The organism is Desulfoluna sp. HI9BLuna (assembly GCF_056829775.1).
The window spans coordinates 999,776-1,025,329 of sequence record NZ_CP186555.1; the positions used below are offsets into that span (position 1 = coordinate 999,776).

20 protein-coding genes are annotated in these 25,554 nt (G+C 52.0%); 19 read left to right on the forward strand and 1 reads right to left on the reverse strand.

Annotated features, from left to right (window positions below):
* Window positions 1-332 precede the first annotated feature (332 nt).
* The 7 genes from ACOYW0_RS03925 (at window position 333) to ACOYW0_RS03955 (ending at window position 11,820) form a co-directional block, all read left to right on the forward strand.
* Complete coding sequence (locus ACOYW0_RS03925; protein ID WP_482417262.1) at window positions 333-971, forward strand: hypothetical protein; 639 nt, start codon at window positions 333-335, stop codon at window positions 969-971.
* Window positions 968-1,324 (forward strand): hypothetical protein, encoded by a 357-nt coding sequence (locus tag ACOYW0_RS03930; RefSeq protein ID WP_482417263.1) that lies wholly within the window; start codon window positions 968-970, stop codon window positions 1,322-1,324. Before ACOYW0_RS03925 ends, ACOYW0_RS03930 begins: the two co-directional genes overlap by 4 nt.
* 7 nt (window positions 1,325-1,331) lie before the next feature.
* On the forward strand, window positions 1,332-2,888 hold the full coding sequence (locus ACOYW0_RS03935; RefSeq protein WP_482417264.1) for a formylglycine-generating enzyme family protein: 1,557 nt from the start codon (window positions 1,332-1,334) through the stop codon (window positions 2,886-2,888).
* A gap of 210 nt (window positions 2,889-3,098) precedes the next feature.
* Window positions 3,099-3,383, forward strand: a complete 285-nt coding sequence (locus ACOYW0_RS03940; protein ID WP_482417265.1) for a hypothetical protein — start codon at window positions 3,099-3,101, stop codon at window positions 3,381-3,383.
* Window positions 3,384-3,605: 222 nt separating this feature from the next.
* Entirely contained in the window at window positions 3,606-5,459 is a 1,854-nt protein-coding gene (locus ACOYW0_RS03945; RefSeq protein ID WP_482417266.1) for a GNAT family N-acetyltransferase, read from the forward strand.
* 404 nt (window positions 5,460-5,863) lie between these two features.
* A complete protein-coding gene (locus tag ACOYW0_RS03950) occupies window positions 5,864-9,655 on the forward strand; it encodes a DUF2339 domain-containing protein (RefSeq protein WP_482417267.1) in 3,792 nt (1,263 codons plus the stop codon).
* Between the two features lie 224 nt (window positions 9,656-9,879).
* Entirely contained in the window at window positions 9,880-11,820 is a 1,941-nt protein-coding gene (locus tag ACOYW0_RS03955) for a hypothetical protein (RefSeq protein WP_482417268.1), read from the forward strand.
* Window positions 11,821-11,949: 129 nt separating this feature from the next.
* Here the strand turns inward: ACOYW0_RS03955 and ACOYW0_RS03960 are convergent, their stop codons facing one another.
* Window positions 11,950-12,357, reverse strand: coding sequence for a hypothetical protein (locus tag ACOYW0_RS03960; protein WP_482417269.1), 408 nt, complete (start codon window positions 12,355-12,357; stop codon window positions 11,950-11,952).
* Window positions 12,358-13,941: 1,584 nt separating this feature from the next.
* Between ACOYW0_RS03960 and ACOYW0_RS03965 the strand changes: the two genes are divergently transcribed.
* The 12 genes from ACOYW0_RS03965 (at window position 13,942) to ACOYW0_RS04020 (ending at window position 24,963) form a co-directional block, all read left to right on the forward strand.
* Entirely contained in the window at window positions 13,942-14,238 is a 297-nt protein-coding gene (locus ACOYW0_RS03965; RefSeq protein WP_482417270.1) for a hypothetical protein, read from the forward strand.
* A 475-nt stretch (window positions 14,239-14,713) separates the two neighbouring features.
* Window positions 14,714-15,343: a hypothetical protein gene (locus ACOYW0_RS03970; protein WP_482417271.1), complete on the forward strand. Its 630-nt coding sequence runs from the start codon at window positions 14,714-14,716 to the stop codon at window positions 15,341-15,343.
* A gap of 460 nt (window positions 15,344-15,803) precedes the next feature.
* Window positions 15,804-16,259: a hypothetical protein gene (locus tag ACOYW0_RS03975; RefSeq protein WP_482417272.1), complete on the forward strand. Its 456-nt coding sequence runs from the start codon at window positions 15,804-15,806 to the stop codon at window positions 16,257-16,259.
* Between the two features lie 170 nt (window positions 16,260-16,429).
* A complete protein-coding gene (locus ACOYW0_RS03980) occupies window positions 16,430-17,968 on the forward strand; it encodes an IS1182 family transposase (RefSeq protein ID WP_482417273.1) in 1,539 nt (512 codons plus the stop codon).
* 230 nt (window positions 17,969-18,198) lie between these two features.
* Entirely contained in the window at window positions 18,199-18,657 is a 459-nt protein-coding gene (locus tag ACOYW0_RS03985; RefSeq protein WP_482417274.1) for a GNAT family N-acetyltransferase, read from the forward strand.
* Window positions 18,658-18,823: 166 nt separating this feature from the next.
* Entirely contained in the window at window positions 18,824-19,456 is a 633-nt protein-coding gene (locus tag ACOYW0_RS03990; RefSeq protein WP_482417275.1) for a LysE family translocator, read from the forward strand.
* A gap of 902 nt (window positions 19,457-20,358) precedes the next feature.
* Window positions 20,359-21,048 carry an SDR family NAD(P)-dependent oxidoreductase gene (locus ACOYW0_RS03995; protein WP_482417276.1) on the forward strand — a complete coding sequence of 230 codons (690 nt, stop codon included), beginning with the start codon at window positions 20,359-20,361 and terminating at the stop codon, window positions 21,046-21,048.
* A gap of 135 nt (window positions 21,049-21,183) precedes the next feature.
* Complete coding sequence (locus ACOYW0_RS04000) at window positions 21,184-21,807, forward strand: hypothetical protein (RefSeq protein ID WP_482417277.1); 624 nt, start codon at window positions 21,184-21,186, stop codon at window positions 21,805-21,807.
* 404 nt (window positions 21,808-22,211) lie between these two features.
* Entirely contained in the window at window positions 22,212-22,775 is a 564-nt protein-coding gene (locus ACOYW0_RS04005; protein WP_482417278.1) for a phosphatase PAP2 family protein, read from the forward strand.
* Window positions 22,772-23,152: a diacylglycerol kinase gene (locus tag ACOYW0_RS04010; protein ID WP_482417279.1), complete on the forward strand. Its 381-nt coding sequence runs from the start codon at window positions 22,772-22,774 to the stop codon at window positions 23,150-23,152. Before ACOYW0_RS04005 ends, ACOYW0_RS04010 begins: the two co-directional genes overlap by 4 nt.
* Before the next feature lie 752 nt (window positions 23,153-23,904).
* A complete protein-coding gene (locus tag ACOYW0_RS04015) occupies window positions 23,905-24,288 on the forward strand; it encodes a hypothetical protein (RefSeq protein WP_482417280.1) in 384 nt (127 codons plus the stop codon).
* Between the two features lie 420 nt (window positions 24,289-24,708).
* On the forward strand, window positions 24,709-24,963 hold the full coding sequence (locus ACOYW0_RS04020; RefSeq protein WP_482417281.1) for a tautomerase family protein: 255 nt from the start codon (window positions 24,709-24,711) through the stop codon (window positions 24,961-24,963).
* Window positions 24,964-25,554: the final 591 nt, after the last annotated feature.

Consider the following 25,554-nt stretch of genomic DNA (forward strand, 5'->3'; position numbering starts at 1 on the left):
GACCGTCGGTGCCCCTTCCACCATGTAATCACTCGTTTGACTCGTTCCTGGCGTTCATATATACTACCTTCATCGGCAAAACCGACGACCGATTTAATATTTAAAGAACAAAAAGCCCCCGGCAGGCGTCTTTTCGCCCGCCGACGGCTGTTTCACGATGATTTGAGATAATACACTTTCGAGTGGCTATCAACCATTCTTACGCTTTCAACTCAGAGGTTCCCGGGCGGATACCCCTGCAGTTTACCGTTGATGGAAATTGGAAACATTCCCCTCTCCTGATCCGAAGACTGTACCCCGACCCCGCCACGGCCCTGGCCGATCCGGACATTATGGACACAATCAACGCCATCTTCAGCAGACATCCGGCCCTCCTGAGCCTCTTTGTCATCACCCCCGACGAAACCGTGGACCACTCCCGGTCCAACGGCACGAATCAGGCACCGTCCTGCCCCCTGCCCCGCCTCAACAAATTGTACCATGAGGCTGTGCGGCTTCTCCCCGAAGGCCATGAAGTTCATCTTTCCCTGGGGGACACCGGCCTGACCCTGCGACAGCTGCCCCTCTCCTGGGTTCTGGCCGTACACCACCAGCCCGACTGCGGAACAGCCCCCATCGACGCCCTTGAAGAGGCAACCCGCAGCCTGCCCAAGAGCCCCGAGGCGCTCCAGGAAGAGACACTGTCCATCATCACCCCCGAAGCCCTTATCGCAGGCCCCATGAGCCCCTGGCTCCTGCCCCTGATGAAGCTCCTGGAGCAGGTGACCGGCGCTCCGCCCCAGGCCCCCTTCCACGAGGCCCTCAACACATGGATCGACCGGGAGGACCCGGACCTTAAGGGGTTGCCCCGCTTTGCCGCCATCCTGGCCAAGGCCATCACCGATCCGGGCCAGCGGCGGGTTTTTGCCGAAAAAGCTAAAGAGATCTTCACTTCCGGCGAAAAACCGGCTAAAGGAAACCGGACACCATGACCACCATACTGGACTTTATCAAAATCGCCCGCATACAGGGTGTGGACTCCTATTGCCTGGTCTCCGCCAACGGTCGCCGCATGGCGGGCAACACCGCCCATAGCGACGCCTTCTGTCAGGAGCTGGCCCGGTTTGCCGAGGAGAGTGCGCGGGCTACCGAGAACACGGCCTTTGCCCCTCCGGCAAGCGTCTCCATCCGAGGGCCGGAGACCTCGCTTATTATCATTCCCGTGGGCGGATACGCCCTGGGCATCACCACCGCGGCAAAGACCCCGGAGGGCCCCCTCATCGACGATGTCATGGCTTTTCTCCGGCGCATCCGTCACCAACATACAGTCAGCCAGAAGAGTTAGTCTTGCCATGCCCCGATTGATCCTGCCGCTTATCGCTGTGTTCCTGCTGGTCACCCCCTGCTTCGCCGCCGAGCTGCCCGATGTCAGCTCCCGGGTCCTGCCCGACCTCACCGAAGCCCTGGCGCGATACCGGGACCTGAGCCGCGCCCTTGACGAGACACGCCGGACCCGGCTCCAGGAGATTGAGCGCGCCTATTACCTGAAGCTCAACAGCCTCAGGCTGGAGAGCCCGGAGCCCCCCAAACCCAGGGGCATGTTCGAGACCACCGAAGAATATAAGGAGCGCCTGGCCAGCTACCGCAAGGAGCTCGACAGGGTACGCACCGCCAACCACGACACCCTGGCCGACATAGAAAAGCGGGGCGTCCTGCGCATCCAGGTGGCCGAGGTGGAGGTCGACTGGCTCGAATCCCAGCTCATTCGCCTGGCCCCCCTGGCCGAAACCATCGACCTGCTCCAGGAGAAAGGGTGCATTGTCTCCCGGGACTCCGCCACCATCACGGTGCAGCGCCCCGACGCCGACACCTTCCGCTTTCCCGTCACCATCAATCACAACGAAACCCTCTACCGGGATACCTGGACGTACCCGGACCGTGACCGCGCCGAAACCATCTGGCGCCTCCGCCACGATCTCAAGGTGTTTCCCTACTACACCCCCGTTCCCGCAGAAAACGGCGGCATTGAGCTGAACCTCACCGCCTTTATCGTCACCGGACCGGACAACGCCCCCCTGATGCGCTTTCCCGTGGGTACCTCAAAACCCTTTGACGAGGTGAGGCGCCTTGCCCGCATCCGATCGGACGAGCTCCCTGCTGCCCGGGTGCTCCTGGCCCTGAGCAACGCGGTGGAAGGCCCCCTGCCCGGCATGCGGTTTGTCTTTATCTCCCCGCGCTCCTTTACCATGGGCAGCCCCAAGGACACCCCGGGCCGCCTCCCGGACGAACGACTCCACAAGGTCCGGCTCACCCGCCCCTTTTACATGCAGACAACCGAGGTCACCCAGGCCCAGTGGGAGACCGTGATGGGCGAGAATCCCTCAGCCTTTCCCTACTGCGGCGGGGACTGCCCGGTGGAGAACATCTACTGGCAGGATGTCCAGCGCTTTATTACCCGGCTCAACGCCCGGTACAAAGGCAAGGGCCGCTTCCGCCTTCCCACGGAAGCCGAATGGGAGTACACCGCCCGCACCGGCTCCTCAGACCCCTGGGACCAGCCGGGCGGTGACGCAGGGGCCTACGCCTGGTTTCGCTCCAACTCAGGGGACGCCCCTCACAAAGTGGCCACCAGGCGATCCAACCTGTGGAACATCTACGACATGAACGGCAACGTCTCGGAGTGGTGCAGCGACTGGTACGGCCCCTACCCCGAGCTTCCCATGGCCCGCAACCCCAAGGGTCCCGTGCGGGGTGACTTCCGCGTCAGCCGGGGCGGCAGCTGGTTCCACGGCATCGACAGCATCCGGGGCGCTCACAGAAACAGCGACAACGCAGGGGACAAAAGCGGGTACATCGGTTTCCGCCTGGTTCTGGAGATCCCCACCGAGGCCCTGAGCCACACCCCGTGATCATCCCCCGATCGACCCGGGAAACCGATCTAAAAATCGGGAATTTCCCCTATAGACATCCCGACCACCCCAGACATACAATCCACCCATGCACTGAGTTTTTCCCGTGTCTTCAGATGAACAAGACGGATCTCCCGCGCCACAGGCGCACCCCAGGGCCTTTCAGGCCCTTTTGGCGCGGGATCACCCTTTGACGTTTTCGGAGGCCCCATGATCAGCAAAGCAGCCATCGCCTCATTCAAGCTCCCGCCCCACACCATCCGATCCTGCCGGGATCTTTATGAAGAACTCTCTCGGCACCCCAAACGCTACCAGTCCCTCAAGGAGACCCTCGCCCACTTCGAGTCCGATCCCCAGGCCCTCAACAAGCTCTGGTGGGTCCTGAACTACCATTCGGAAAACTTCGACAAAACCCGCAAGCTCCGGGCCTGGGTGGAGGCCCGCCTGGAAGAGCTGGCCGCCGACCGAAAGCGCAGTCATCCCCTCCAGGCCTGAGGCTTCGGCACCACGGCCCGACGGAGCCCCAAGACACCACCCGTCAAACGGAATATCCCCTTTCCCCGCACTTTTTGCTTCCTTTTCCCTTCGGCAACGACTACCTTAATAAAACAATGATCACCCGAACGGTGGCGAAACGGACGTCACCGTTCGGCAACCGTCCCCGCCCCCTGCGGTGTCGGCTGGCTGCCCTTCCCTTTCCAGTGAGACACGTTGCCCATGGTACGAGACTACTCCACAGTGCTTCAAGAGATGATCGTGACCCCGGAAGTGGCCTTAGAAGAGCTCGAACCCGGGATGAGTATCTTTATCGGCACCGGTGCGGCCGAACCCCGCACCATGGTCCGGGCCCTCCTGGCCTCTGCCGCGCCCAACATCCAGGACCTGGAGCTGATCCAGATCATCAGCTTCGGCGATGCCGTCAACTCCAAGAATTTTTCGGCCGACCGCTTTCGCCTGAAGACCTTCTTCTCCGGATGGGTGGCCGACGACGCCATCTCCAAGGGCCATGTGGACTACATCCCCAGCCGTTACTCTGAGATCCCCAACCTCTTTGCCTCGGACCACATCGACGTCCACGTGGCCATGATCCAGGTCTCCCCGCCCAACGACTCGGGTTATTGCAGCCTGGGCACCGCCGTGGACGTGGCCCGGCAGGCCATCGACAAGGCCACGGTGGTCATTGGCGAGATCAATGAAAACGTCCCCCGCACCTTCGGGGACACCTTTGTGCCCATCTCGGATTTCGACTGCTTTGTCCTCTCCGACGACCCGCCCTTCACCTTTGACCGCTGGCCCGTGGACAAGGTCTTTGACGTGGTGGCCCAGAAGGTGGCCTCGGTCATCGAGGACGGCAGCTGCATCTCCTACTCCATCGGCCCCCTCTTCGAGGCCCTTCCCCGCCACCTGCGGGGCAAAAAAAACCTGGGCATCCACAGCCCCTTTGTCACCGACGCCCTCATGGACCTCATCAACAGCGGGGCCGTGACCAACCGGAACAAAAAAATCTACCAGGGGAAATCCCTGACCTCCTACGCCCTGGGGTCCAAAGAGCTTTTAAAGTGGCTCGACGGCAACCCCATGGTGGAGTTCCAGGCCATCAACCGGGTCTTCAGCCCCATGCAGATCGGTAAGAACCCCTCGGTGGTCACCATCGTCCACGCCCGAAAGGTGGACTTAAAAGGCCGCTTTGCCCTGCACACCGGCAAAGGCAACGTTGCCACCGGGCCTTCGGAGGTCATCGACTTTTTCAACGGCGCCGAGATCTCCCGGGGCGGGTGCACCATCTTTGCCCTGTCCAGCAGAAACCTGGAAAGTAAGCCCAACGTCATCTGCAGCGTGGACAACTACCCCAACCAATTCTCCCTCCACGAGTCCGTGGACCTGGTCATCACCGAATACGGGGTGGCCAGCCTCAAAGGGCGCACCGTACGGGAACGGGCCCAGGCCCTCATCGAGATCGCCCACCCCGACGACCGCGCCGCCCTGGTAGCCGCCGCCCGGGACAGCCACATCCTCTACCCGGACCAGATCTTCCTGGAAGACTCCGCCCACTCTTACCCTTCGGAGATCCACCGCACCCGGACCTTCAAGGGAGGCAAGGTAATCCACTTCCGCCCCATCCGCCCCTCCGACGAAGAGGGCATGAGAAAGCTCTTCTACCGGTTTTCGGACACCGCCGTCTATTACCGTTACTTCACCCCGGTAACGGCCATGCCCCACGCCAGGATGCAGGAGTACGTCAACATCGACTACACCGACACCATGGCCATCGTGGGCGTTACGGGCCGGGCCGACAAGGAGCGCCTGGTGGCCGAAGGCCGGTTCGTGAAGGGAAGGAAAGAGGGGTACGCCGAGGTGGCCTTTGTTGTGGACGAAGCCTTCCAGAACATGGGCATTGCCACCGGCATGCTGGACATGCTCACGGACATCGCAAAAAAAAGGGGACTTAAAGGCTTTACCGCCGATGTACTCAGCTCCAACCGCCAGATGCTCGCCGTCTTCAAAAAGCTCGGGGAGAGCTGCAAGGTGACCATGAGCGACGGAGTGTATGAAATCGCCGTGACGTTTTGAATTTACGAGGATAATGCCCGTCATGCCCGACACAGCCCCGCGCTGCCGGGCAGGCGGCGCCCCGCAGTGTGTTCCCTGTCCGTTCCGGCGTCTCCCGCCGTGACGTTCCGTTGACAAGCCGTTCATAAACAGCCCCGCCTCAGCCGCCCATCCCTTTGATCTTGCAATGTTCCTGATAACCCCATAAAGTGACAAACCATGTGTCGCAGCACCGGGAACACGCCCACGTGATAACGCCCGGCAGCACCTGCCCATCTGCCCGGTCTGTGCCACCACGCCGATTTTATCTGTCACACACGTTTGTGTCGGCCTCCGTAACTCACACACTTGCACTGCATGCGCTCGGTGCACCCCATGCCCATCATTCCGGCGCGCATGTTTAACGTCTGCTACTTCGGTGTCCCATGTATTTCCTGCTCTTAGCCATCCTCGCGATCTGCGTGTTTACACGGCTCAATAACGTCAACAAGCAGCTCTCCAGGCGTATCGATGCCCTTGAAACAGCCCTGAAGGACTTGTCTGCCGCAGAAGCGGCCCATGAAGTAAGGACGCCCCGGGCGGCCACCGCCCCACAGGCGCCTTCCCATGACGAGATTCTGGACGAGATGCTCCTTGACCTTCCACCGGAGCCCCAAAGGGCGCCATCGGAAAAGAAACCGGCCCGCCCGCGCTATCAAAAGGGCCGCACCCTGCTTGCGCCGCCCGCCCTCTTCATCAGGGAGCCCCAGGCAACACCTGCCGCGCCCAAGCCCGCCCCTGCCCCCAGCCCCACCCTGCGCAGCACCTGGGCCGCCCAATGGCAGCGGTTCAAGGAAAACGTGGACTGGGAACTCTTTGCAGGCGCCCGGCTCTTTGCCTGGCTCGGGGGGCTGGCCCTCTTCATTGCCGCCGGGTTCTTCGTCAAGTACTCCATCGACAACAACCTCATCCCGGCCCAGCTTCGCCTGGCCATCGGCGCGGCCACGGGCACGGCCCTGCTCATCGCCTCGGGACGGGTCAAAAGCCTGCGGTTCGATATCCTCAGGCAGACCCTGGCGTCAGGGGGCATCGGGGTTCTGTACAGCGTGGTTTTTGCTGCCACCCTCTATTATCACTACATCCCCAATCCCATGGGCTTCGGGATCCTCTCCCTTATCTCGGCAGCGGCCTTTGCCCTCTCCGCCTTTTACCGGCGCATCTCCATCGCCATTCTGGGAGCCGTGGGCGCCTATGTCACCCCACTGCTCCTGGGCAGCGGCCAAGGGAGCCTCATCCTGCTCTTTGCCTACCTGGCCGTGGTGGGCGTGGGACTTCAGAGGGTCTCGGCGTTCCTTGCCGCGCCCTCCCTTCTCTTTGTGGCCGCAACAGGTACCCTCATCACCGCAGGATGTGCCACCTTCGCCACCCTTGGCTCAGGCCCTGCCTTTCCCATGGCCGTGATGTGGGGCGCCATTCCTGGGCTGTTCGCCTTCTTTCTCGCACAAAAACAGCTCAACCCCGAAACAGACCAGTCCGTCAGGTGGGCGGGGTTCCTCTCCTTTTTGCCGTCCATTGCCGTGGCCTTGCTCCTCACCTTTGCCAAACCGGGCTGGGAGCCCCTTTTCATCCTCACCGCCACCTCGGCTGCCGCCCTTGCCCTGGGATTTTTCAACAATGCATGGCACCACCGGGTTGTCCCCTGCATTGCCATTACCTTTCTTCCGGTGCTGGCCTGGGTCGCCATGCGGTTTGGGGCAGAGACCGCCTCGGCAGGCACCCTTCTCCTGCTTGTCTACGGTGTGACCGGAGGCCTGGGGCCCGTGGCCCTTATCCTGCGCAACGGCCACTCCGACATGATCCTCCGCTGGCTCAAGCTCTTTCCCGCGGCTGTTGTGGCGGCAACCGTCCTGGCCCTTGCGGGAACGCCCTTTGCCGGGCCCCTCTTCTGGCCTGTGCTGCTGATCCTCCAGATCGCGGGTATTGCCATAAGCCTTCTTGTCGGCGCCTTTCTCCAGGTGCTGCTCCTTCTGGGACTTTTTGTCGGAGGCGGTCTCTACTGGCTCTTTGCCGTGCCCACCTCCTTCATCGGCTTCGGGTTCTTCGCCTTTGCCCTCATGGCAGGCGCCCTCCTCATGGCCGCCATGATCCTTTTGATCAGGTCCATGCCCGCCCTTTTGGCCCGGCTGGACCTTCCCCCTGCCAAAGGCTTTGCCACCCCCTTCTTCAAACTGGAGGAGTGGCTCACCGCAGCACCGTCCGTGGGGCTCTTTCTCCTCATGGGAGCCGCCTTTGCCGTGCGCCATCCCCACTATCCCCACGCAGGCATGGTGACCCTTACGGCCTTTCTGGGGCTCTGCCTGTTCATGTGCAGACGGACGGGCTTTCAGCCCACCGGGGCCATCGCCCTTGTGGCCACGGCCGCGGCCCAGTCTGTATGGGTCTTCAGCCAGTGGGGCGCCCCCCTTCTCTTTTCCGCCGTTACCTGGTCCTCGGTGCTCTTTGTTGCCGCCCTGGCCCTTCCCTTTCTCCTGTTCTCTCAGCAGAAGAAATGGCCCGTGGTCTGGCACGCCGCCGCCCTCTTTGAGCTGGCCCAAATGCTCTTTGCCCTGTATGCCGCAAAGCTCCTCTGGCCCGGAGACCTCTCGGGCTGGCTGCCCCTGGTCCCTGCCCTTCTTAAAATTGGGCCCGTTGCCATCCTGTTAAAACGGCTGGAGGCAAGCCCCCACCGCAACAGCATTCTCGCGTTTCACGGCGGGGTCCTTCTCTTTTACATCTCCGCCCTGCCCGTGCTCCTGCTTCCCCACGGATGGCTCGGGGTGGCCCTTGTCTTTGAGTCTGCCCTGCTGCTCTGGCTCAACAGGCGCATCGAACACCCGGGCCTCAGATGGGTCTCCCTGGGCCTGGCCCCGTCCGGGCTCCTGGTCCTCTACACCGCCCTGCCTCGGATGAGCGCAGAGGGTGTCCTGCCCTTGCTCAACCCGGCCTTTTTCTCCGTGGCAGCCTGCACCGCGGCCCTGGGAGCCGCCGTCAAACTCAGCCCCTGGCCCGGGCGCAAGCTGGGCCGTATGGACCTGCCCAACGTCTTCCTCTGGATGAGCCTTGTCACGGGATTCTACCTGGCCAACCTGGCCGTGGCCGACCTCTTCTCCGGGTCCGGTTCCTCCCACAGCCTCATCCCCGACGGCTCCTATGCCCACTGGGCAGCCTGCGCCCTGGCCTGGGCCGGGTTCGGCGCCGCCACCTGGCGCGTGCCGCGGCTTCACATCGCCATGCGCCTTGCAGGGCTCCTGCTCTTTGTCTCGGGCAGCACCGGTCTTGTCCTGTTGCCTATTTTCATGCCCAAGGCCATCGCCACCATGGGTCCCTGGGCCAACCCGGCCATCTTTGCGTGCCTGGCCCTTGTGGCCATGGCCTGGTTCACCTTTAAAAAAGAGTCCCCGGACGCCTTCAACGGCTATTCCCGCAACCTGCTCCTGGCCGTGCTGCTCGTGGCAGGGTTTGCCCTCCCGGCCCTGGCCTTGAGCACCGGTCTGGCCACGGGACGGCCCTTCACCCTCTTTTTCAGCCAGACACCTTACCGAGCCGTGGCCTCGGCCGCCCTGTGGATCCTCTACGGCACGGCCATGCTCCACTGGCCCAAGGCCCTGGATCGCCCCTTTCGCCTTGCGGGTCTCGTCCTGACCATCATCGGCCTGGCCAAGGCCCTTCTCTTTCCCCTGCGGTTCAGCGAGGCCTTCGGTCTCATGACGCCACTGGCCAACACCCCCACCCTCCTTTACATCGGAGCCCTGGGCCTGTTGACCTTTCTCACCGTAAAGCCCCGCCCCACCCCCTGGCCCTTGCCCAGGCCTGAGCCAAGTGCATTCTGGGGTGTGGCCCTTGCCGTCACGGCCTTTGCCATCCTCAACATCGAGATCGCAAGCGTGTTCGGAGGCCCGGATGAACCCTTCAGCTTCCTCACCAATGGAAGCCTCCCCAAACAACTGGCCTACAGCATCGGATGGATGCTCTTTGCCATTGGCCTTCTGGCCGTGGGCGTCAGAACCAGGAACAACCAGACCCGATGGGCCGCCATCGCCCTTCTGGGCGTCACGTCCCTCAAAATATTCACCCGGGACCTCTGGTCCCTCGGCCACCTCTACCGCGTGGGCTCCTTTGCAGGCCTGGCCGTGGTCATGATCCTCGTCTCCGTCATCTATCAGAAATTTCTGGCCGGTGAAGACAAAGGCGATGGATAAATAAGGAAAAAAAGCCTCCGGCGGCAAGGTGTGCCACCTTGAAAGCAGGTAGCGGATGCGTTTTGCCCCTCGTTCCTCGGGGCAAATCACACCCGCCTTAAAACGACATTCATTCAAACGGTTTTTTATAATCTGTTTGTTAAACTTTTTTTTAGAAGCTTAGCCGCCGGCAGGACCGCCGGAGGCATAAACTAAATAGATTTTTCTCGTTCTCAGGAGTTGATATGAAACCGATTCATGCCCTTATCCTCTGCGTTGCCCTTCTTGGGGCGCCCCTGTCCCTCCATGCGGCCGACACATGGGAGAACCGGGCGTCGGTCCTTGTGCCCGAGCCGGGTATTGCCGAAGCCGTCCTGCCGCCGGAGTTGATGGAAAAAACCGGCCCCAACGCCGTGGACCTTGCCCTGGAAGGCCCGGACGGCAACCGCCGCGCCTTTGAGTTGTACTGGCGGGAGCCGGACACCACGAATCGGTACGACTTAAGGGCCTACAGCAAAAAATTCAACGACAGGGGGGAGTTTATCTGGCGGTGCAACGCCCCGGACCATGAGGTGAGCGCCCTTCATGTGACGTTGGACAATCCGAGAATAATGGGCAAGGTGGAGGTCAGGGCACGGGTTAACGACATCTGGATCGTCCTGGTCAAAGACGCAGCCCTTGTAAGGTCCGGCAGGCAGACCCGGAGCGAGATCCCCATCAAGCCCGACACGTACCAGGAGTTCGGCCTTATCTTCAAAGGCTTTGACCGTGACTTTGAAAAAAAAGTGATTTCTGTGGAGCGCGTCACAGCCCTTTCCGTCACCGAAGGCACGGACTACGCAAAGCAGAACGTCACACCGAAATTCCAGGTGTCCGAGTCCGGCGACATCACCGAGCTTCGTGCCCTGTTGCCCGGCTCCGGCCTTTATATCGACTCCCTGCGCCTCACAACCGAAACCCAGTTTCTGGGCGACTGGCTGGTCGGCAGGGAAGAGATCCGCAACGGTCAGCGCACCTTCGTGCCCATGGCTGAAGGCTCGGTAAGGCACGTCTCCGACAAGATCCATGAGCTCACCCTGCCCATCAGAGACAGGTGGGAAGGCAAGTCCCTGGTCATCAAACTGGATCCCAAGGGCCGCTACCTGGGCAGCCCCTCCGCCCTCTCCGTGGAACTTTTTCTCCCCCGACTCGTCTTCTCTGCAGACAAAATGGGTTCCTACACCGCCCTTTCCGGCACCGGCTCCGAAGCCCAGATCCTTACCAGCCTCGGATACAGGAACCGGGCACCCTATCAGGTCGTCTCCTTTTCAGAGGCCAAAGCAAACCCCGATCTCACAAAACAGGCCCTCACCGACACTTACAAACTCAAAGGCGGACCCTTTACCAACGAGGGTTTTACCTGGGCTGCCTCCGTTGCCGTAAATGCCCCCGGTTACTACCGGCTCCCCTTTCCCATGGAAGCAAGCCTTTCCCCCAACCGTGCAGGAATCCGCCTGGCAAAAGGTGAGACCCAGGTGCCCTTTTTCATGGACCGCACCGAAAACGTGCCGGCCCCCCTGCCCCTTACCCCGGACTATGACAAAGCCCAGAACAGGACCACCTGGGACCTCACCCTGCCCCAGCCTTCTCCCTGGTGGGTGGCGCTCAACCTGTCGGCCGAGGGCATCTTCAGGCGCACCGTGACCATCCAGCTTCCCAAACCCGGGCAGGTGGGCTGGGAAACATGGAAGACCGTCACCTGGAGAAACACCCTCGACAGCGAAACCACCCTCAGGATCCCCCTGGCCCGTCTCCCCGAAGGCCAGAACAAGATCCGCATCCTCATGGACCACAACGACAACGAGCCCCTTGTCATCACAACAGCCGAGGCTGTCTATACCGCGCCATCCATCTGCTTTCTTGCCTATGAGCCCGGCCCCCTCACCCTCCACGGCGGACACCCGACCCTCCCCGCACCGGACTACGACCTCTCCCTGGTCCGCACAAAGCTCATGGAAACCCTGCCCACCCAGGTTACGGCCCAGCCCGTGGCCCCCAAGGCAACAACCTGGTCCGGCAACTGGATCAAACACTTCCAGGCCAACGGCTGGGGCCTCTACGCCGCCCTGGGCCTCGTGGCCCTGGTGCTCCTCGGTATCATCGCAAAGATCCTTCCGGCAGCTGAGGCAGGGAAGGAAACCGAATAATAAAAGCCTCCGGCTTAGGGCTGAGCCCTTGGATCCCAGGTTCGCACATGCTCCGGGGCTTCGCCCCTTCGCATGTGCTGACGGACTGCGCCCGTGATATAGATCGGGGGTAAGAGGCAACAAAACGTATCAGGCTATCTTTCGTTCCCAGGCTCTGCCTGGGAACGATTCACGGCGCTCTACCGCCATACGGCACAACGGGCGGAGCATCTCACCCCTCAGACGCTCGAAAGCCATGATCACCCCGAACTCTGCCCCCCGCCCTTTCATCCTCTCCTGCTCTTCTTTGTAAATGGCCGCCATGCGGTCGATCTTGGCATACTGCCGGGCCAGCAGATCTTCAGTGATGGTCCGAATCCCCCACCGCTTGAAATCCAGTTGCAGGCCGTTGCCGCCAGGATCTTCGGCCCCTTCCAGCTCCGCAATAAAGTCACCCACAGATTGCAGCAACCGGTGTATATCCTTGACGGAATCACACAACTCTGAAATCTCCGACCCGGAAAACATGCCGGGGGAGTGGCTGTTTGATGAGGTCATGGTGGAAACCTTTTTTAGTCAGTAGTGATTGGGGAGTAGTGAATAGAATGTGAAGCAACCGTTTCATCCATCGACAAATAACAACAAGCCACCGGCCCTGAAGAGAAATAGTGAAAGAAGTCACCCCGGTGGTACTCAGCCCTCCAATACCCCTCAGCCCGTAGGGTGCACTCCGTGCACCAGAAGAACCCACAAATGTCGATCCTTCAAAATCACGCCATGCAGCACGAAGCCTCCGTTTCACCTATAAGCTGATCAATCCCTATTCACGGATCCTGATTCCCCGCATAGATATCTTCATAAGATTTTGTGGAAAAAAATCGCCCTGCCCGAAAACAAAAGGCCCTGCTCAGACATCAGGAAAAGGAAAACGCACCTTCGGCAAAATGCAGGAGGAAACCAGACGCAGCACCGCTATTACCCATTCTGTTTGAACGCACGCAGAAATCCGAAGGGGCGTTTTCCCGCCCATCAGTCAGAACCACCTGTGTTCATGGGCCATTTAAAACGGCTGTACCGCCTGTTGAGGGAGCGCAAGATTGCGCGTGGTGAGGAAAATACGACTTGAAAAGGGGGTGAGTGTGGTGTAAAAAACCGTGTAGCCATGACGACCTCCGATGAAGGTTGTTTTTGGTCAGGCCTGGCAGGATGGTAGGACATCCTGTCGGGTCGCTTCATGAATTCCATGATCTCCGTAATAACTAGTTATTACGCCCCACCCTAAATCCATCTTTTTCATGTGTCAACACTTTTTTACTGACAAATCCCATGGTTATTCATTTCGAAATAAGCAGAAGTATCGTTCATACGCCTTTATGATAATGGCCACAATTGCATGAACTCTTCGCTCTCCCACCTCGGCCACAACACGACAAAACATTCCATTCATTTCATGAAAATTATCCAAAGTTCTCTCTCAAGGAATGACAAGTTTTTTAAATTGAAAAATCAAGATGCCAGGGGTATGACGTAAAAACGTTTGTCTGGAATGCCGGTGCCAGAATCACAGGGGCCAGCCCCGTGGACAGGAACAGTTCGCGCGCCCTCGATACACTATATTGTACGCGAAGACTTCTGTAACTATAGAATTTTAGTGCTTGGGCACATTCTAAACAAGTTCTGGCACAGCAGACGAATGGGCACCATTAAACTAATTTTTTCACTCAATATCAGGCGCTTAAAGTGTTAAATCGGCTTACTTTAAATAACCGGGCCAAGATTGGACTACAATGCAAACTATTTGCAATGGTTCACAACATAGGGAATTCGGCTCGCTATGCTTGGTGTAGAGCGTGATGGGTCTGGTCGAAAAGCTCCAGACAGTCACATCGATAACAACAAAAGGGAATATAGCCTGGAAAACCAGGTTCTATATAGATCAGATATGGTGAAAGTTGTGGCATTTGCCTGAAGGATTTCTTTAAAATCAGCCGAAGAGGCATTTATGGAAATGGTGTTATTTTAGAGACTTCTTAGGATTCCAAAAATCGAAATATCCATAATAGAGCTTTTTCAAGCCTAATATCAAAAAGCTCATCGTAATAATTGATTTTCGTTTTAGCGTTCACAGTAAAGGAGTAATTAATGAGTGATTTTGATGTACAAGAAGAACAAAAAACCATGTCAATATTTTCAGCATTAGGAATATATACAGCACTATTAATAGTTACATTTTCCAACTTAGATTCTTCATTCGTCTTATTGCTTTATTTGGCCTCTGGTTTTGTTATGAATCGAATTGTTTTACGAAGGCTTATTGATTGGCATCCCGTCTACAACACATTAGAAAATGTATCTCGAGGAAAGCTGAGCATGTTTCTATTCTGGCCACTTTCCTATATTGTACTTTTTGCCAGAATTGCTATAGTTAAAATCCTGTAGTTCCAAGAAGGGAGAGTCCTCCAAACGGGACAAACATATACCGGACGAGTCATTTTGCGCCTCAATGAGGTGCTCATAAAACTCGTGGTAAGGGTAAAACTCCAAGCCTCAGGATACGACAGCTCGCCTTGCAATAAAGGACAAGCCGAATTTCGCTGCCTTGACAGCAGGGCTCCCTGTCGTTTGAGGTAGCTGCGAGTAAGCCCCAAAAAGGAGGTTTTTCCCACCTTAACTTTTCCGTTTCGTGGTCAGGATGAAGGGGCAAGTCAAGCCTACACCTTTGACATTTTTGATTCTGAAACAGATTTGATCTGATAAAATACAGCTCCTGCGGCAACAGCTGCATGAAAACCATACTGAAGTTTTCTTTAATTGAATCGGTTTCCCAGATGGGATAGACCGATGTAAAGGGGTCCGGGCTCGAAAAAGTGACCCAATCAATATTTCACTAAGTACAGACGGTCAGTGAGAAAAAATGCGAAGTATAAAAAACTTATTTGTTATCTTTATTTGTTCAGCTTTGTCTGCTTGTGCTACATCTCAAAACATTAAGTGGGATCATACAGATAATTCATACAAAGACATAGAGAACAATGCCTCTTTCCGGGCTCCAGAAGGTTACAAACTTTACACCCCCTACAATGCACCAGGTGGTTTAAAAGATTTGGCCCAAGCACAGAGTGAAGACCACGCAATAGTCCTTTACAATAAAAATACCAGAATCAGTATTATTGCTGAGATAAACATACAAAAAGATGTATCCTACAGCAATCAACTCACTTCTTTTATTGACAATTATGACCAGCATCAAAACCCGACCAAAGTCTTTAATGAATTTTATTGGGAGCATGAACAAAAGGATTGGATTACTACTGTTAGCATAACACCTATACAAGTTGAACCATTCAACTTAATTGCAGGTATCATCCAAGCCATGTCTTTTGAGTCATTTTTTAGTTTAGGATATGCGTCTTTTATTGATCACAACAAAAACGACAAATACATATCTTATGTTTTGATTTTATCACCACTTACATGCTATGAGACAGCTTTGAAAGATCTAAATTATTTCCTATCCAGCATAACTCTCAGATCAAACCAGTAAATACGACAGAAACAAACGAAGCCTCTGAACCTATACATCTGATATTTTGATTCTTTTAGTAGCTCTTTATGTCCACGGAATATGCCAATAAGTCGAATGATTCAGCTCTCAGAAACACCAAAAAGCAGGTTTTGGTACAGCAGGCGTCTATACACCATAGAACCGGTCTTCGGTAACATCAGGAGCCCCCTCAAATTGAATCGATTTACCCAGATTTAGGAGAGGTCAGGTTAATACGTAGTGGATGCTCTTTGCAATTGCCGACAAAATAGGAAGCTTGAGGCACTATGCCTGATGAGTCTGATCGAAAAGCTCGCGGCGGTCGTATCGATGACCAAAATGTGGCGTGAATATTTTCGTTGACTGAATTGTGATGAATGCGAAAAAACTTTCTTTGAAATAAGCTTGGAAAGATATTCTGAAAAAAGAATTAATCTCCAAGGCTCGTTAGGCCACAAGGATGGATATAAACAAAGCACTTGATAACTTTAGAAATGCCATTGATTCGATATGGGACAATATAGGGGTCGCCAATATATCACCTGGAGATGATGAATGGGATGATATTACAGAAACTCTATTTGCCAATTTGGTTTGCATCCCACTCGATAAAGACTTTGGTCGGTATGCCTTTTACAACGAGGAGACCAAAAGTAAGATCATTTTGGTAATTCCTCATGATGTAAAAGTTCTTATTGGTACAGACGATAAGTCAGATAATGGATTATCAAACATGATAGTATGGAAAACAGATAAGTTTAATGATGATAATGAGTTTGTCTTCCGGGAATTTACAAACCCAAGTGAGCCATATTCGAAAACCAGTTTATCATTTGTCACTGGTCAATGCCTTAAAACAGGATTAATAATTTCCGCCCCTTATAGAGACGTATCTTTCAAAATTACAGAGACCTAACAAACGAATAGTAAGGAACCGCTGGTGCTCCGCGCCACTGCCCTCGATTCGTTCAGCGGCAACACATGCGCTGCGTTGAGCCTGTAGAATAAGTAAAATTTCAAGATATCAAGCGGTATTTACAGCTTAATATTTGCTATGCTCTCTTCAGATAAAACAGCGAGGTGAGTATGGTTCGATACAAAAGTTATTCTCAAGCCCAGTCGATGTTTATTCCAGTCCGGTTCGATGAGCAAATCATACCCGGCACGTTCGTTCATGCCATTGATCATTTGGTGGATAACGAACTTGACCTTTCGATCTTTGACAAGCATTTCAGCAACGACAAGACGGGTGCTCCGGCCTACAATCCTGCCGTTCTTTTAAAAGTCATTTTGTATGTTTATTCTCTGGGGATTATATCCAGCCGCAGGATTGCATCTTGTTGCGAGTGTCATGTGACTTTTATTGCCTTGGCCGGTGATACCCGGCCCCATTTTACAACCATTGCCAAGTTCGTTTCTTCTCATGGGGATGAGATTTCTGTGCTTTTGACCCGAGTGGTTGCAATCTGTTCCATGGAAGGGTTGATCGGCAAAAAGATGTTTGCCATTGACGGATGTAAGATCAGCTCAAACGCCTCTAAAGAGTGGAGCGGAACCCGTAAGGATTTCATCCGTAAAAAGGCAAAGATCGAAAAATCTATTCAGTTGATCCTTAAAACGCACCAGGCCCAGGACAAAAGTGGTGACGAAGGGTCTGATATGACGTCAAAAGAGAAAAAAGCCGTCAAAAAGCTGAAGAAGAAAGCGAAAAAGATTCAGGCTTGGCTGGACGAGGGAGAAGAAAAAATCGGAGTTCGTGGCAAGCCTATCCAAAGTAACCTTACGGATAATGAAAGCGCTAAGATGGCCACGTCACATGGTGTAATTCAGGGCTATACCGGTATTGCTGTCGCAGATGAAAAAAAGCAGGTCATTGTCCATGCTGAGGCCTATGGCTCATCAACAGAGCACTTGTTTTTAAAGGATATGATTGATGGTGCCCGAGACACGATGAACCTGGCTGAGGGAGATGCCGATGCCCTCGAGGATACTATCATCACGGCAGATACCGGCTTTCATTCATCCGATGGGCTCGAATGGATCGAAGAAGAAAAAATTAAAGCATACATCCCGGACAACCAGTTCCGAAAACGTGACCCCAATTTTGCCACAGCAGACAGACACAAAAGGCCGATTGATAAGCGGAAAACCGTCAAAAAGGCAAAGTATTTTAAGGCCAGTGAGTTTGTGTACGACCCTGAAAAGAAAAAGCTCATCTGCCCGGCCAGAAGTGAACTCTATGTTGAAAACAGCAACTTTAAAGACCAGAAAGGTCTTAAAGGAATCACATACGCGGCAAAGAAAACGGATTGCAGAGCCTGTGAGCTTCGAGCCAAATGCATTCGCGGAATAAAAGTCGAACACAGGCATGTAACCGTCTTCACCAACACCATGCGTCAGATGGATACTCCTATAAGGAGTATGATTAAACGTTTTGACACACCCAAAGGCAGATTCTGGTACAGCAGACGTATGGGCACCATTGAACCGGTCTTCGGTAACATCAGAGGCACCCTCGGGCTGAATCGGTTTACCCTGAGAGGACGGGGCAAGGTCGATACGCAATGGAAACTCTTTGCCATGGTTCACAACATAGGGAAGCTGGCTCGATATGCCTGGTGCTGAGCAAGAGGATGCTGGCTGAGAAGTTCTCAGTGGACACTTGATCGCAGCAAAATATGGTCCTGCCCCGCAGATCGGGGTTACATAAAGTTCAGATATGGCGTGAGTATTTTCGTTGGCTGAATTGTGTTGTCGGCTGAAAACTTTACTTTAAAATCAGCCTGAAGAAGCATTCCTGAAAAAGGGGTTATTCTACAGGCTTGTTAGCGTTCAGTTGATATGGATGTATTGATATGATTTCGATTGCTAAGGCAAAGTTATCGGATGCTCCTGAAATTTGGAGAATCCAAAAATCCTCATTTGAGGGGCAGGCAAAAATTTACAACAATTACAAGTTGCCACCATTGGTCCAAACTTTGGAATCATTGAAAGATGAGTTTGAAAACAAGGTGTTTTTAAAAGCCGAATTTAATGGCAAAATAATAGGTTCTGTACGTTTCACGGTTGATCGTAATGAAATTGAAATAGAACGTCTGATTGTAGATCCAAATTTTCAGAATCAAGGCGTTGGGACAGTCTTGATGAAACGAGTTGAGCAAATTGTTGATAAAAAAGTTACCTTAAAATTATTTACAGGAATAAAAAGCAGCCGAAACATCCATCTTTATCAAAAATTGGGTTACAAAATTTATACCCACTCAGAAACATCTCAGGGCGTTGGACTGCTTTATATGAAAAAATCGCTACGCTAACAATTGCTTGCACGCTGAGCGGGTGCAAGTGCGGTATTTTACTCGTCTTCGTCTCCCGACTGTAATCAAATATCATACCCTGTCGTGCTTCGGCACCTGTCCGGTAAAGCACGCGTTATGCTTTAAAATGAAAATATAATTGTAATCTGAACAAGGAATTAAAAACATGTTTGATTATTCTCTTGCCCACTGGGCAACCTTTTTTACAGCAGCTATTTTGTTAAACTTGTCTCCAGGCCCAGATATAGCTTTTATTCTTGGCCAAACAGTAAAAAGGGGTGTTCAGTCGGGATTTTCAGCAATGTTTGGTATTTGGACAGGGGCATTTATACATGTTATTTTTGCGGCATTAGGTTTGTCTGCTATACTGGCGACTTCTTCGATTGCTTTTTCAGCAGTCAAGTGGATTGGTGCTGCTTATTTGATTTGGCTTGGTATACAGGCATTGCGCTCAAAAGGTACCAATTTGTCTGTAAATGGCCAAATATCTTCAAAAAACTTGATAGAGATATTCAAACAGGGGGTGTTGGTTTCGGTATTAAATCCAAAAGTTGCTATTTTCTTTTTAGCATTTCTTCCGCAATTTGTTGAGACGGGGGCAGGCCCTGCTAGTGCACAGCTGTTTCTTCACGGTATTCTTATCATTGTCGTAGCTGGCTTCATTGAACCACCCTTAATTCTTGTCGGAGGCAAGCTAACTGCTTATCTCAGCAACAACACACATGTATCACGTTGGATGGATCGTGGACTTGGAATCTTATTTGTTGGGTTAGGTATCAAATTGGCCACAACCGATTGAAGGTTAAGAAATTTTGCGTAATCGGGTAGCCGGGGATTTTTCTCCCCCAGACCCCACACCACCCGGCGGTTCACAAAGATATCCGGTCCGTAGCCAGGAAAAAGTGTTAAAATCGAATTTTATACCAAGATGACGGTTTCCACTTTTAACCCTTCAAGGGCATGTAACCCACGCCGCGCCTGTTCCATAATCCTCCTGTCGGATTTATTGTAGCAACAGAGCACATGGTTGCGACGTTGTTCGTCATGTTCGGTCCTTCGGCAGGGTGAGTCCTCCAGCGATTACCTCGGGGTGTCACGCGGTCGTTTCCATAAGTCACTCCGTCAATGACGTATTCCTACACCTACTATGACCTCTGCTGATTCCTGTTCGATCACTGCCTGTGTTGCCACAACCAGCGTTGCCATACAGGCGCAAAGTCGAACAGACCTCCCGGACTCTTTTCAGTCCCACCTTGAGGGGCGTAATTGCGTCATCTTTCTCTACACATACGTAGCATTTACCATATCTCCTCGAATCCTGGACTTCGTCATTTTGTGCTGACTCAGCCAGAGACTTGGCCTTGTATGCTGTTTCTGTTCGTCGGCCCATAGATTTGCCGTAGAGTGACCACTCCCTTCGGTCGTTCTCGCTGACGCTCATGATTCCGCTCCGCTCCATCTCCTCCAGACGGAACCTCACGGCGCCGCCCTTGTCTTAGACTAGTACTTGTGCTAAACCGTTGTTTGGTCAGTAGGATTCACGTACAGAGGACTTTCCGAAAAAAACTTTCGGGTCACCTCATAAGATCACGCACATGCCGGGCGTACACAACACGCTGCAAGGGACGCCAAAAAGCTGCGCTCGTTTCTCGCTCCACTTTTTGACGCCTCTGAGCGTAGCGTTATTCATAAGGAACGAAGATGAAAGTACTTATCACTGGAGGAAACCGAGGGTTAGGTTTTGAGCTCGTCAACGTTTTCTTAGAATCAGGCAACGAAGTCGTGACAATCGTTCGAAGTGAGTCGGCAAAGCAAGTTGTTCATAAACATTTTCCGCAATGTATCGTGTTGGTTGCTGATATTACGAACTATTCTGAGTTAATAGAACTCGAATATCTGAAAAATAATAAAATTGATATCCTTATAAACAACGCAGGCAAAGGAAGCAGCGGTTCTTCAGTTAGAGATACTTCGTCTTATGAAATCGAAATGCAAATTAGGATTCATTGTGTTGGAGCATTCAATGTTGCTAAAGTTTCCTATCCCGCGCTTGCCAAATCTAAAAATCCGATCATTATCAATATTTCTTCGCGATTGGGTTCAATGTCAAGAAATGCGCTTGGGGAATTCGCAGATAAAGGTTTTTCCTATAGTTACCGAATAGGAAAAGCCGCTCAAAATATGCTGACGCAATGTTTATCACAAGAACTTGGGCCTAATGGCTTCAAAGTTTGTGCTTTGCATCCTGGTAGACTTCTCACATCAAGTGGTGCTTCTGACGCGCATATGACGCCTTATGAATCAGCTCAAAAAATTTATGCTCTGCTAATTGAAAATAAAATAGAAAATGGCGGTTACTACTGTATTGAAAGCGGAACCATGCCGTGGTGATTACATAAAAAACACATAACAATTGGATCATGGCCGCCCCCAAAAAGCTGGCCACGGCTTTCGAAACTTCAACTGCTGCACCTATCAGCTTTTTGGATCGGCATAGCCACGCGTCACCTGTATAAAGTGTAAATTTTGAATGATTTTGAACTAATAGTATTTAAACTTATTGCAAGAAAAATCGAAATAACAGATTTTGAGCGATGGGTGTATTCTGAAAAGGGATTAGAGGGCCTGCTCACTTCAGAAGAGTACTTAGATTTAATTTCGTTGGCGTACAAATTACCGTCTTCGCTTTATGAAGCTGAGAAAATTCTGATACGATACATAGACCGTGGCAAATATTATGAATGGCGACTGCGGCGAGTACTTAAGAAGGTTATTGAAAGACCACCTAATGCTCATATGTACATTGAGCAATGCTATGATTTGTACTGTGATGGTTATAGTTTTTTGGATAATCTGGGTTTAGGCTACGGATTGGCCGTTACTGTTCCTCCGAAAAATTATGATGCTGATACTTGGGAAAAACTTGAGTCGCCTAAACAAATAGAGTTAATTGATAGTTTTTACCCCGAAGTACGTAATGAAGCAGGAAAGGTACTGTATTGGTTAGATTCAAAAAAGATCATATTAACTGGGTATAATGATAATTTTCAAGGTATTATCTATCAGGACAATCGAACAGAAGAAGAAAAGCAGCCTACTGGATATAAAGTAGCTACACCATATAAAAAGAAATGGTGGAAGTTTTGGTAGCGATACAGGTAGTCGGGGGTTTCTCTCCCCCAGCCCCACATCACCCAGCATGCGGGTCCGCACCGGGCGGTTCACGAAGATAACCGGACCGTAGCCGGGTAATGAATATTCACCCACTCATCCCTAATGGAGACAAGTCCCTGTCTTGCAAGCCACTTGTTGTTCATTGCGCGTTGCATGGCAAACGTTTTCGATAAATACCATGGTCCTTTCCGGCTCATTCCAACGGAAATCGCGTCGTCCAGCGGGCAACCAAGTCTTATGAGGTTTCGAACACGGGCACGGCATCTGGGCCACTGCTTCCAGTAACACATGTAACCCTAAGCCACCGTCTTCAGTCGGTGGGGTATGCATAAAGGCATAAAATGCATTTTTTTATTATTATAAACGTGTTTTTTTTAATTATGCTCACAATTATAGTAAATAAAAATATTACTACAGGATTTGATGAAAAGGTTCTTGCATGGTTTGATTCTATAGAAAGTTTAACTCTAAACTCGTTTTTTAATCTTATTACTTGGCTTGGATCACTTTGGATTTTGTTGCCCACATTGGCTGGCATAACAATAGGGTTGATATTTCATGGTTATCGCATGGCTGCCATTGTGTTCAATATAGGCTTTATAGGCGCAGTATCCACTACTTATATCATGAAGTCCCTCATAGAACGACCAAGGCCTGAACTATTTGAAAACAAGATGACTATGCCTTATGATTCTTCATATCCAAGTGCGCATACGACACAGGCTTTTGCCTTTGCATTGATGTTGTCACTATTAGTTTACTCACTGGATACCTCTTTTAAAACGTCTTTCGCATCACTGTTTTTAAGCTTTGCTGTCATGGTTGGGATCTCCAGGATGTATCTTCAAGTTCATTTCCCCAGTGATGTGATAGCAGGCGTATTGGTAGTATCAATATGGACTGGCACCGTTATATATCTCATAGACTTGGGGGTTCTCAAATGAAAAACAAGCTGTTAGGCACAGGGGAGGAGGGATATAATCCTCTTCGTAAGTTCAAGGTGATTATGCAAGGTTTGCGTTATTCTGCATCTGATTTTTCTGTTTTGCACAAGTTTATGATTTCGGTTGTCATTTTAATACCTGTTGTGATTTACAATGGTGCCTTAGATGCGTCTATTATTGTATTGGCTACGGTGTTTATGTTGAGTGCAGAGATGTTCAATACCAGTATAGAAGCCATTTGTGATTTCATCCATCCCGAGTATCATGACAAAATCGGGATCATCAAAGATATCGCAGCAGCAGCTACAGGCTTGGCTATTTTTGCCTGGCTACTTGTATTGGTTGTTGAAATTGTTGAGGTTGTTGGACATATGTAGGGTCTTCTGAAACATTCAGCGATTACCTCGGGGTGTCTCGCGACTCGTTTCCAAACGGAACTCCGTCCATGAAGCGGTCCTACACCTACCATGACCTCTACTGCCTCCTGCTCGAACACTGGCTGTGTTGCCACATCCTGCGCTGCCATCTAACCGCAAAGCCGAACAGGCCTTCCCGAACTCTTTTGAGTGCCCCTTGAGGGGTATAAGAACGCGATCATTCTTTACACAACCGCAGAATTTTCCGTATTTCTTCGAATCCTGGACTTCGTCATGTTGTGCTGACTCATCCAGAGACTTGCTCTTGTAAGCTGGTGACTCAGAACGTCCTGCTACCCACCCTTCGGGCCCGAATCAATACGCCCCCCTTGCTCCTGTCGGTTTGTCTGTTCGTCGGCTCGTAAATTTGCCATAGAGTGACCACTCCCTCCGGTCATTCTCGGTGATGCTCGTGATTCCGCTCTGCTCCATCTCCTCCAGACGGAACCACACGACGCCTCCCTTGCCTTAGACTAGTGCTTATGCTAAACCGTTGTTTGATCGAAAAGATTCACCCACAGAGGACGTCCCGGTTAAACTTCCGGGTCACCGCATAAAATTGCCCCCATGCCGGATGTACACAAGTCATTGCACCGGACGGGTTTACAGCTGGGCGTTTCCAAGCGCTTCCGGCTCTAACACAGTATAACTTATTCACCGTTGTCGGTCCTCGTCGCACACCCGGCGAATTCCAGTATTATCAGCCAACCATCATGAACATGCCGAACTTCAAAAAGGTTATTTACAGCATTGCCCAAGCGCAGGGCATGACAGTTGGCACATTCCATAAGGCCAGCATCACCCCCAACTTCCACGCGTGTCAACTAAGTCATCCACATGGCCTTACACTATTTGTGTTGTGCTCAATCAATGATGATTGGGCATTTGCTAAGACGTTCCACCCCATGACATGGGGGCTCGAATTCACGGATCATTCTGGCCTGGCAAGCAGTCTCCGTGAAAGCTATGGTATCGAGGTATTGCTAAAAAAGGAACTTGATGGTCCATTCTCAAGCAGGCCATATCTGCATAACTACGATATCAAACACTGGAAGCCGAAAACCCTGGGTGAGGGATTATTCAATTGGTGGGATTAAAGAAAAAGGGGTCGAAGTCAAGAATATCGATGTAACTGTTGGATCGGATTTCCACCTTAACTCTATCCAAAGGCATCTTCATGGCATGCCCCTTAACAGATTGTCTTTCCCAGAACGTTTTACAATCTGACATTCCGACTAAATAACGAAAGATTATCTGTGAGGATCGATATGATAGCTTTTACCCCTTAGCTGGATAATTCTGTCCAATGTCAAGACGAGACCATTTCTTTTGTTTCGCTGAAGTAGGTGGGCAGCGCATATTTCATGTAAGGATTCAATAAAATGCCTTTAGTAAAAATCAGCATCCTAAAGAGGTGATCTGATTCTAAAAAAAGATATTGCTGAATACCATTCACTCATCTTTGGTTGAAGCACTCAAAATTCCGGATCAAGACAGAGTACAAAGAATTATCGAGTATGATACCGGTTCTTTTTGAAGTTCCAAGTGACAGAACAAATAAATTCACAATTATCGAAATTACAATTCTACCCTGCAGGTCGGCTGCTGCGAAGAAATCATTATACAGGCTAATATTCAGTGGGTTAAAGGATCTCGGTTATCAAGACAATGGTGCCGTCGTTGTTCTTTATGAACCTGAACTGGATAATTGGGGCGTCCGTGGTGGCGTTCCGGCAAGTGAAATTGATTTGGGGTTTGATCTAAACGTGTGAGAAATCACGCGATAGCAGTAATAGAGCCGCATAGCAGCATCTTTCTTACAATGTCAAAGGCTAAGGAGCTGCGCCTTCACCCCTCCGGCATGTGGCCCCACAACACGATCGAGAATACAACGTTTTATGTAATATCACAGGGTATTGCAACGCCATACGGTGCGCACGGCGCACCCTACCATCAAAAACCCGAGTTCACCCATTTCTCGAATTCTCAAAGATTTAAAACATGCAAAATTTTCTTTTAGGACTATCCTTCATCATCCTCGGGACAATTTACTATTTCGATGAGTGGGATTACAAATATGGGTTTATGGTCCCAAAAGAAACTGGCTATTGTCTCATTATGCTGGGGTCCTTCATTCTAATTTTTGCCTTCATTTATGGATGCATCAAAGAATACAACTCGGAAAAAAGTTGCAACATACAGGAATGGCGTGTGTGTGAGGGTTGCTTGGATGTATTTCCCAAAGGCCAAGTCACCTTAAAAAAATGCCCGACCTGCGGTGGTGCCATCTTGGATTTGGCATATTTAGTAAGAAACCGTCCGGATCAATGCCATGAGATCAGACAAAGAATTCTCTCCTGGCC

Excerpts from the sequence above, each read along its gene's own strand:
- ACOYW0_RS03925 (WP_482417262.1), top strand. The coding sequence starts at position 333 with ATGGACACAATCAACGCCATCTTCAGCAGACATCCGGCCCTCCTGAGC.
- ACOYW0_RS03930 (WP_482417263.1), top strand. The coding sequence starts at position 968 with ATGACCACCATACTGGACTTTATCAAAATCGCCCGCATACAGGGTGTG.
- ACOYW0_RS03935 (WP_482417264.1), top strand. The coding sequence starts at position 1,332 with ATGCCCCGATTGATCCTGCCGCTTATCGCTGTGTTCCTGCTGGTCACC.
- ACOYW0_RS03940 (WP_482417265.1), top strand. The coding sequence starts at position 3,099 with ATGATCAGCAAAGCAGCCATCGCCTCATTCAAGCTCCCGCCCCACACC.
- ACOYW0_RS03945 (WP_482417266.1), top strand. The coding sequence starts at position 3,606 with ATGGTACGAGACTACTCCACAGTGCTTCAAGAGATGATCGTGACCCCG.
- ACOYW0_RS03950 (WP_482417267.1), top strand. The coding sequence starts at position 5,864 with ATGTATTTCCTGCTCTTAGCCATCCTCGCGATCTGCGTGTTTACACGG.
- ACOYW0_RS03955 (WP_482417268.1), top strand. The coding sequence starts at position 9,880 with ATGAAACCGATTCATGCCCTTATCCTCTGCGTTGCCCTTCTTGGGGCG.
- ACOYW0_RS03960 (WP_482417269.1), bottom strand. The coding sequence starts at position 12,357 with ATGACCTCATCAAACAGCCACTCCCCCGGCATGTTTTCCGGGTCGGAG.
- ACOYW0_RS03965 (WP_482417270.1), top strand. The coding sequence starts at position 13,942 with ATGAGTGATTTTGATGTACAAGAAGAACAAAAAACCATGTCAATATTT.
- ACOYW0_RS03970 (WP_482417271.1), top strand. The coding sequence starts at position 14,714 with ATGCGAAGTATAAAAAACTTATTTGTTATCTTTATTTGTTCAGCTTTG.
- ACOYW0_RS03975 (WP_482417272.1), top strand. The coding sequence starts at position 15,804 with ATGGATATAAACAAAGCACTTGATAACTTTAGAAATGCCATTGATTCG.
- ACOYW0_RS03980 (WP_482417273.1), top strand. The coding sequence starts at position 16,430 with ATGGTTCGATACAAAAGTTATTCTCAAGCCCAGTCGATGTTTATTCCA.
- ACOYW0_RS03985 (WP_482417274.1), top strand. The coding sequence starts at position 18,199 with ATGATTTCGATTGCTAAGGCAAAGTTATCGGATGCTCCTGAAATTTGG.
- ACOYW0_RS03990 (WP_482417275.1), top strand. The coding sequence starts at position 18,824 with ATGTTTGATTATTCTCTTGCCCACTGGGCAACCTTTTTTACAGCAGCT.
- ACOYW0_RS03995 (WP_482417276.1), top strand. The coding sequence starts at position 20,359 with ATGAAAGTACTTATCACTGGAGGAAACCGAGGGTTAGGTTTTGAGCTC.
- ACOYW0_RS04005 (WP_482417278.1), top strand. The coding sequence starts at position 22,212 with ATGCTCACAATTATAGTAAATAAAAATATTACTACAGGATTTGATGAA.
- ACOYW0_RS04010 (WP_482417279.1), top strand. The coding sequence starts at position 22,772 with ATGAAAAACAAGCTGTTAGGCACAGGGGAGGAGGGATATAATCCTCTT.
- ACOYW0_RS04015 (WP_482417280.1), top strand. The coding sequence starts at position 23,905 with ATGAACATGCCGAACTTCAAAAAGGTTATTTACAGCATTGCCCAAGCG.
- ACOYW0_RS04020 (WP_482417281.1), top strand. The coding sequence starts at position 24,709 with ATGATACCGGTTCTTTTTGAAGTTCCAAGTGACAGAACAAATAAATTC.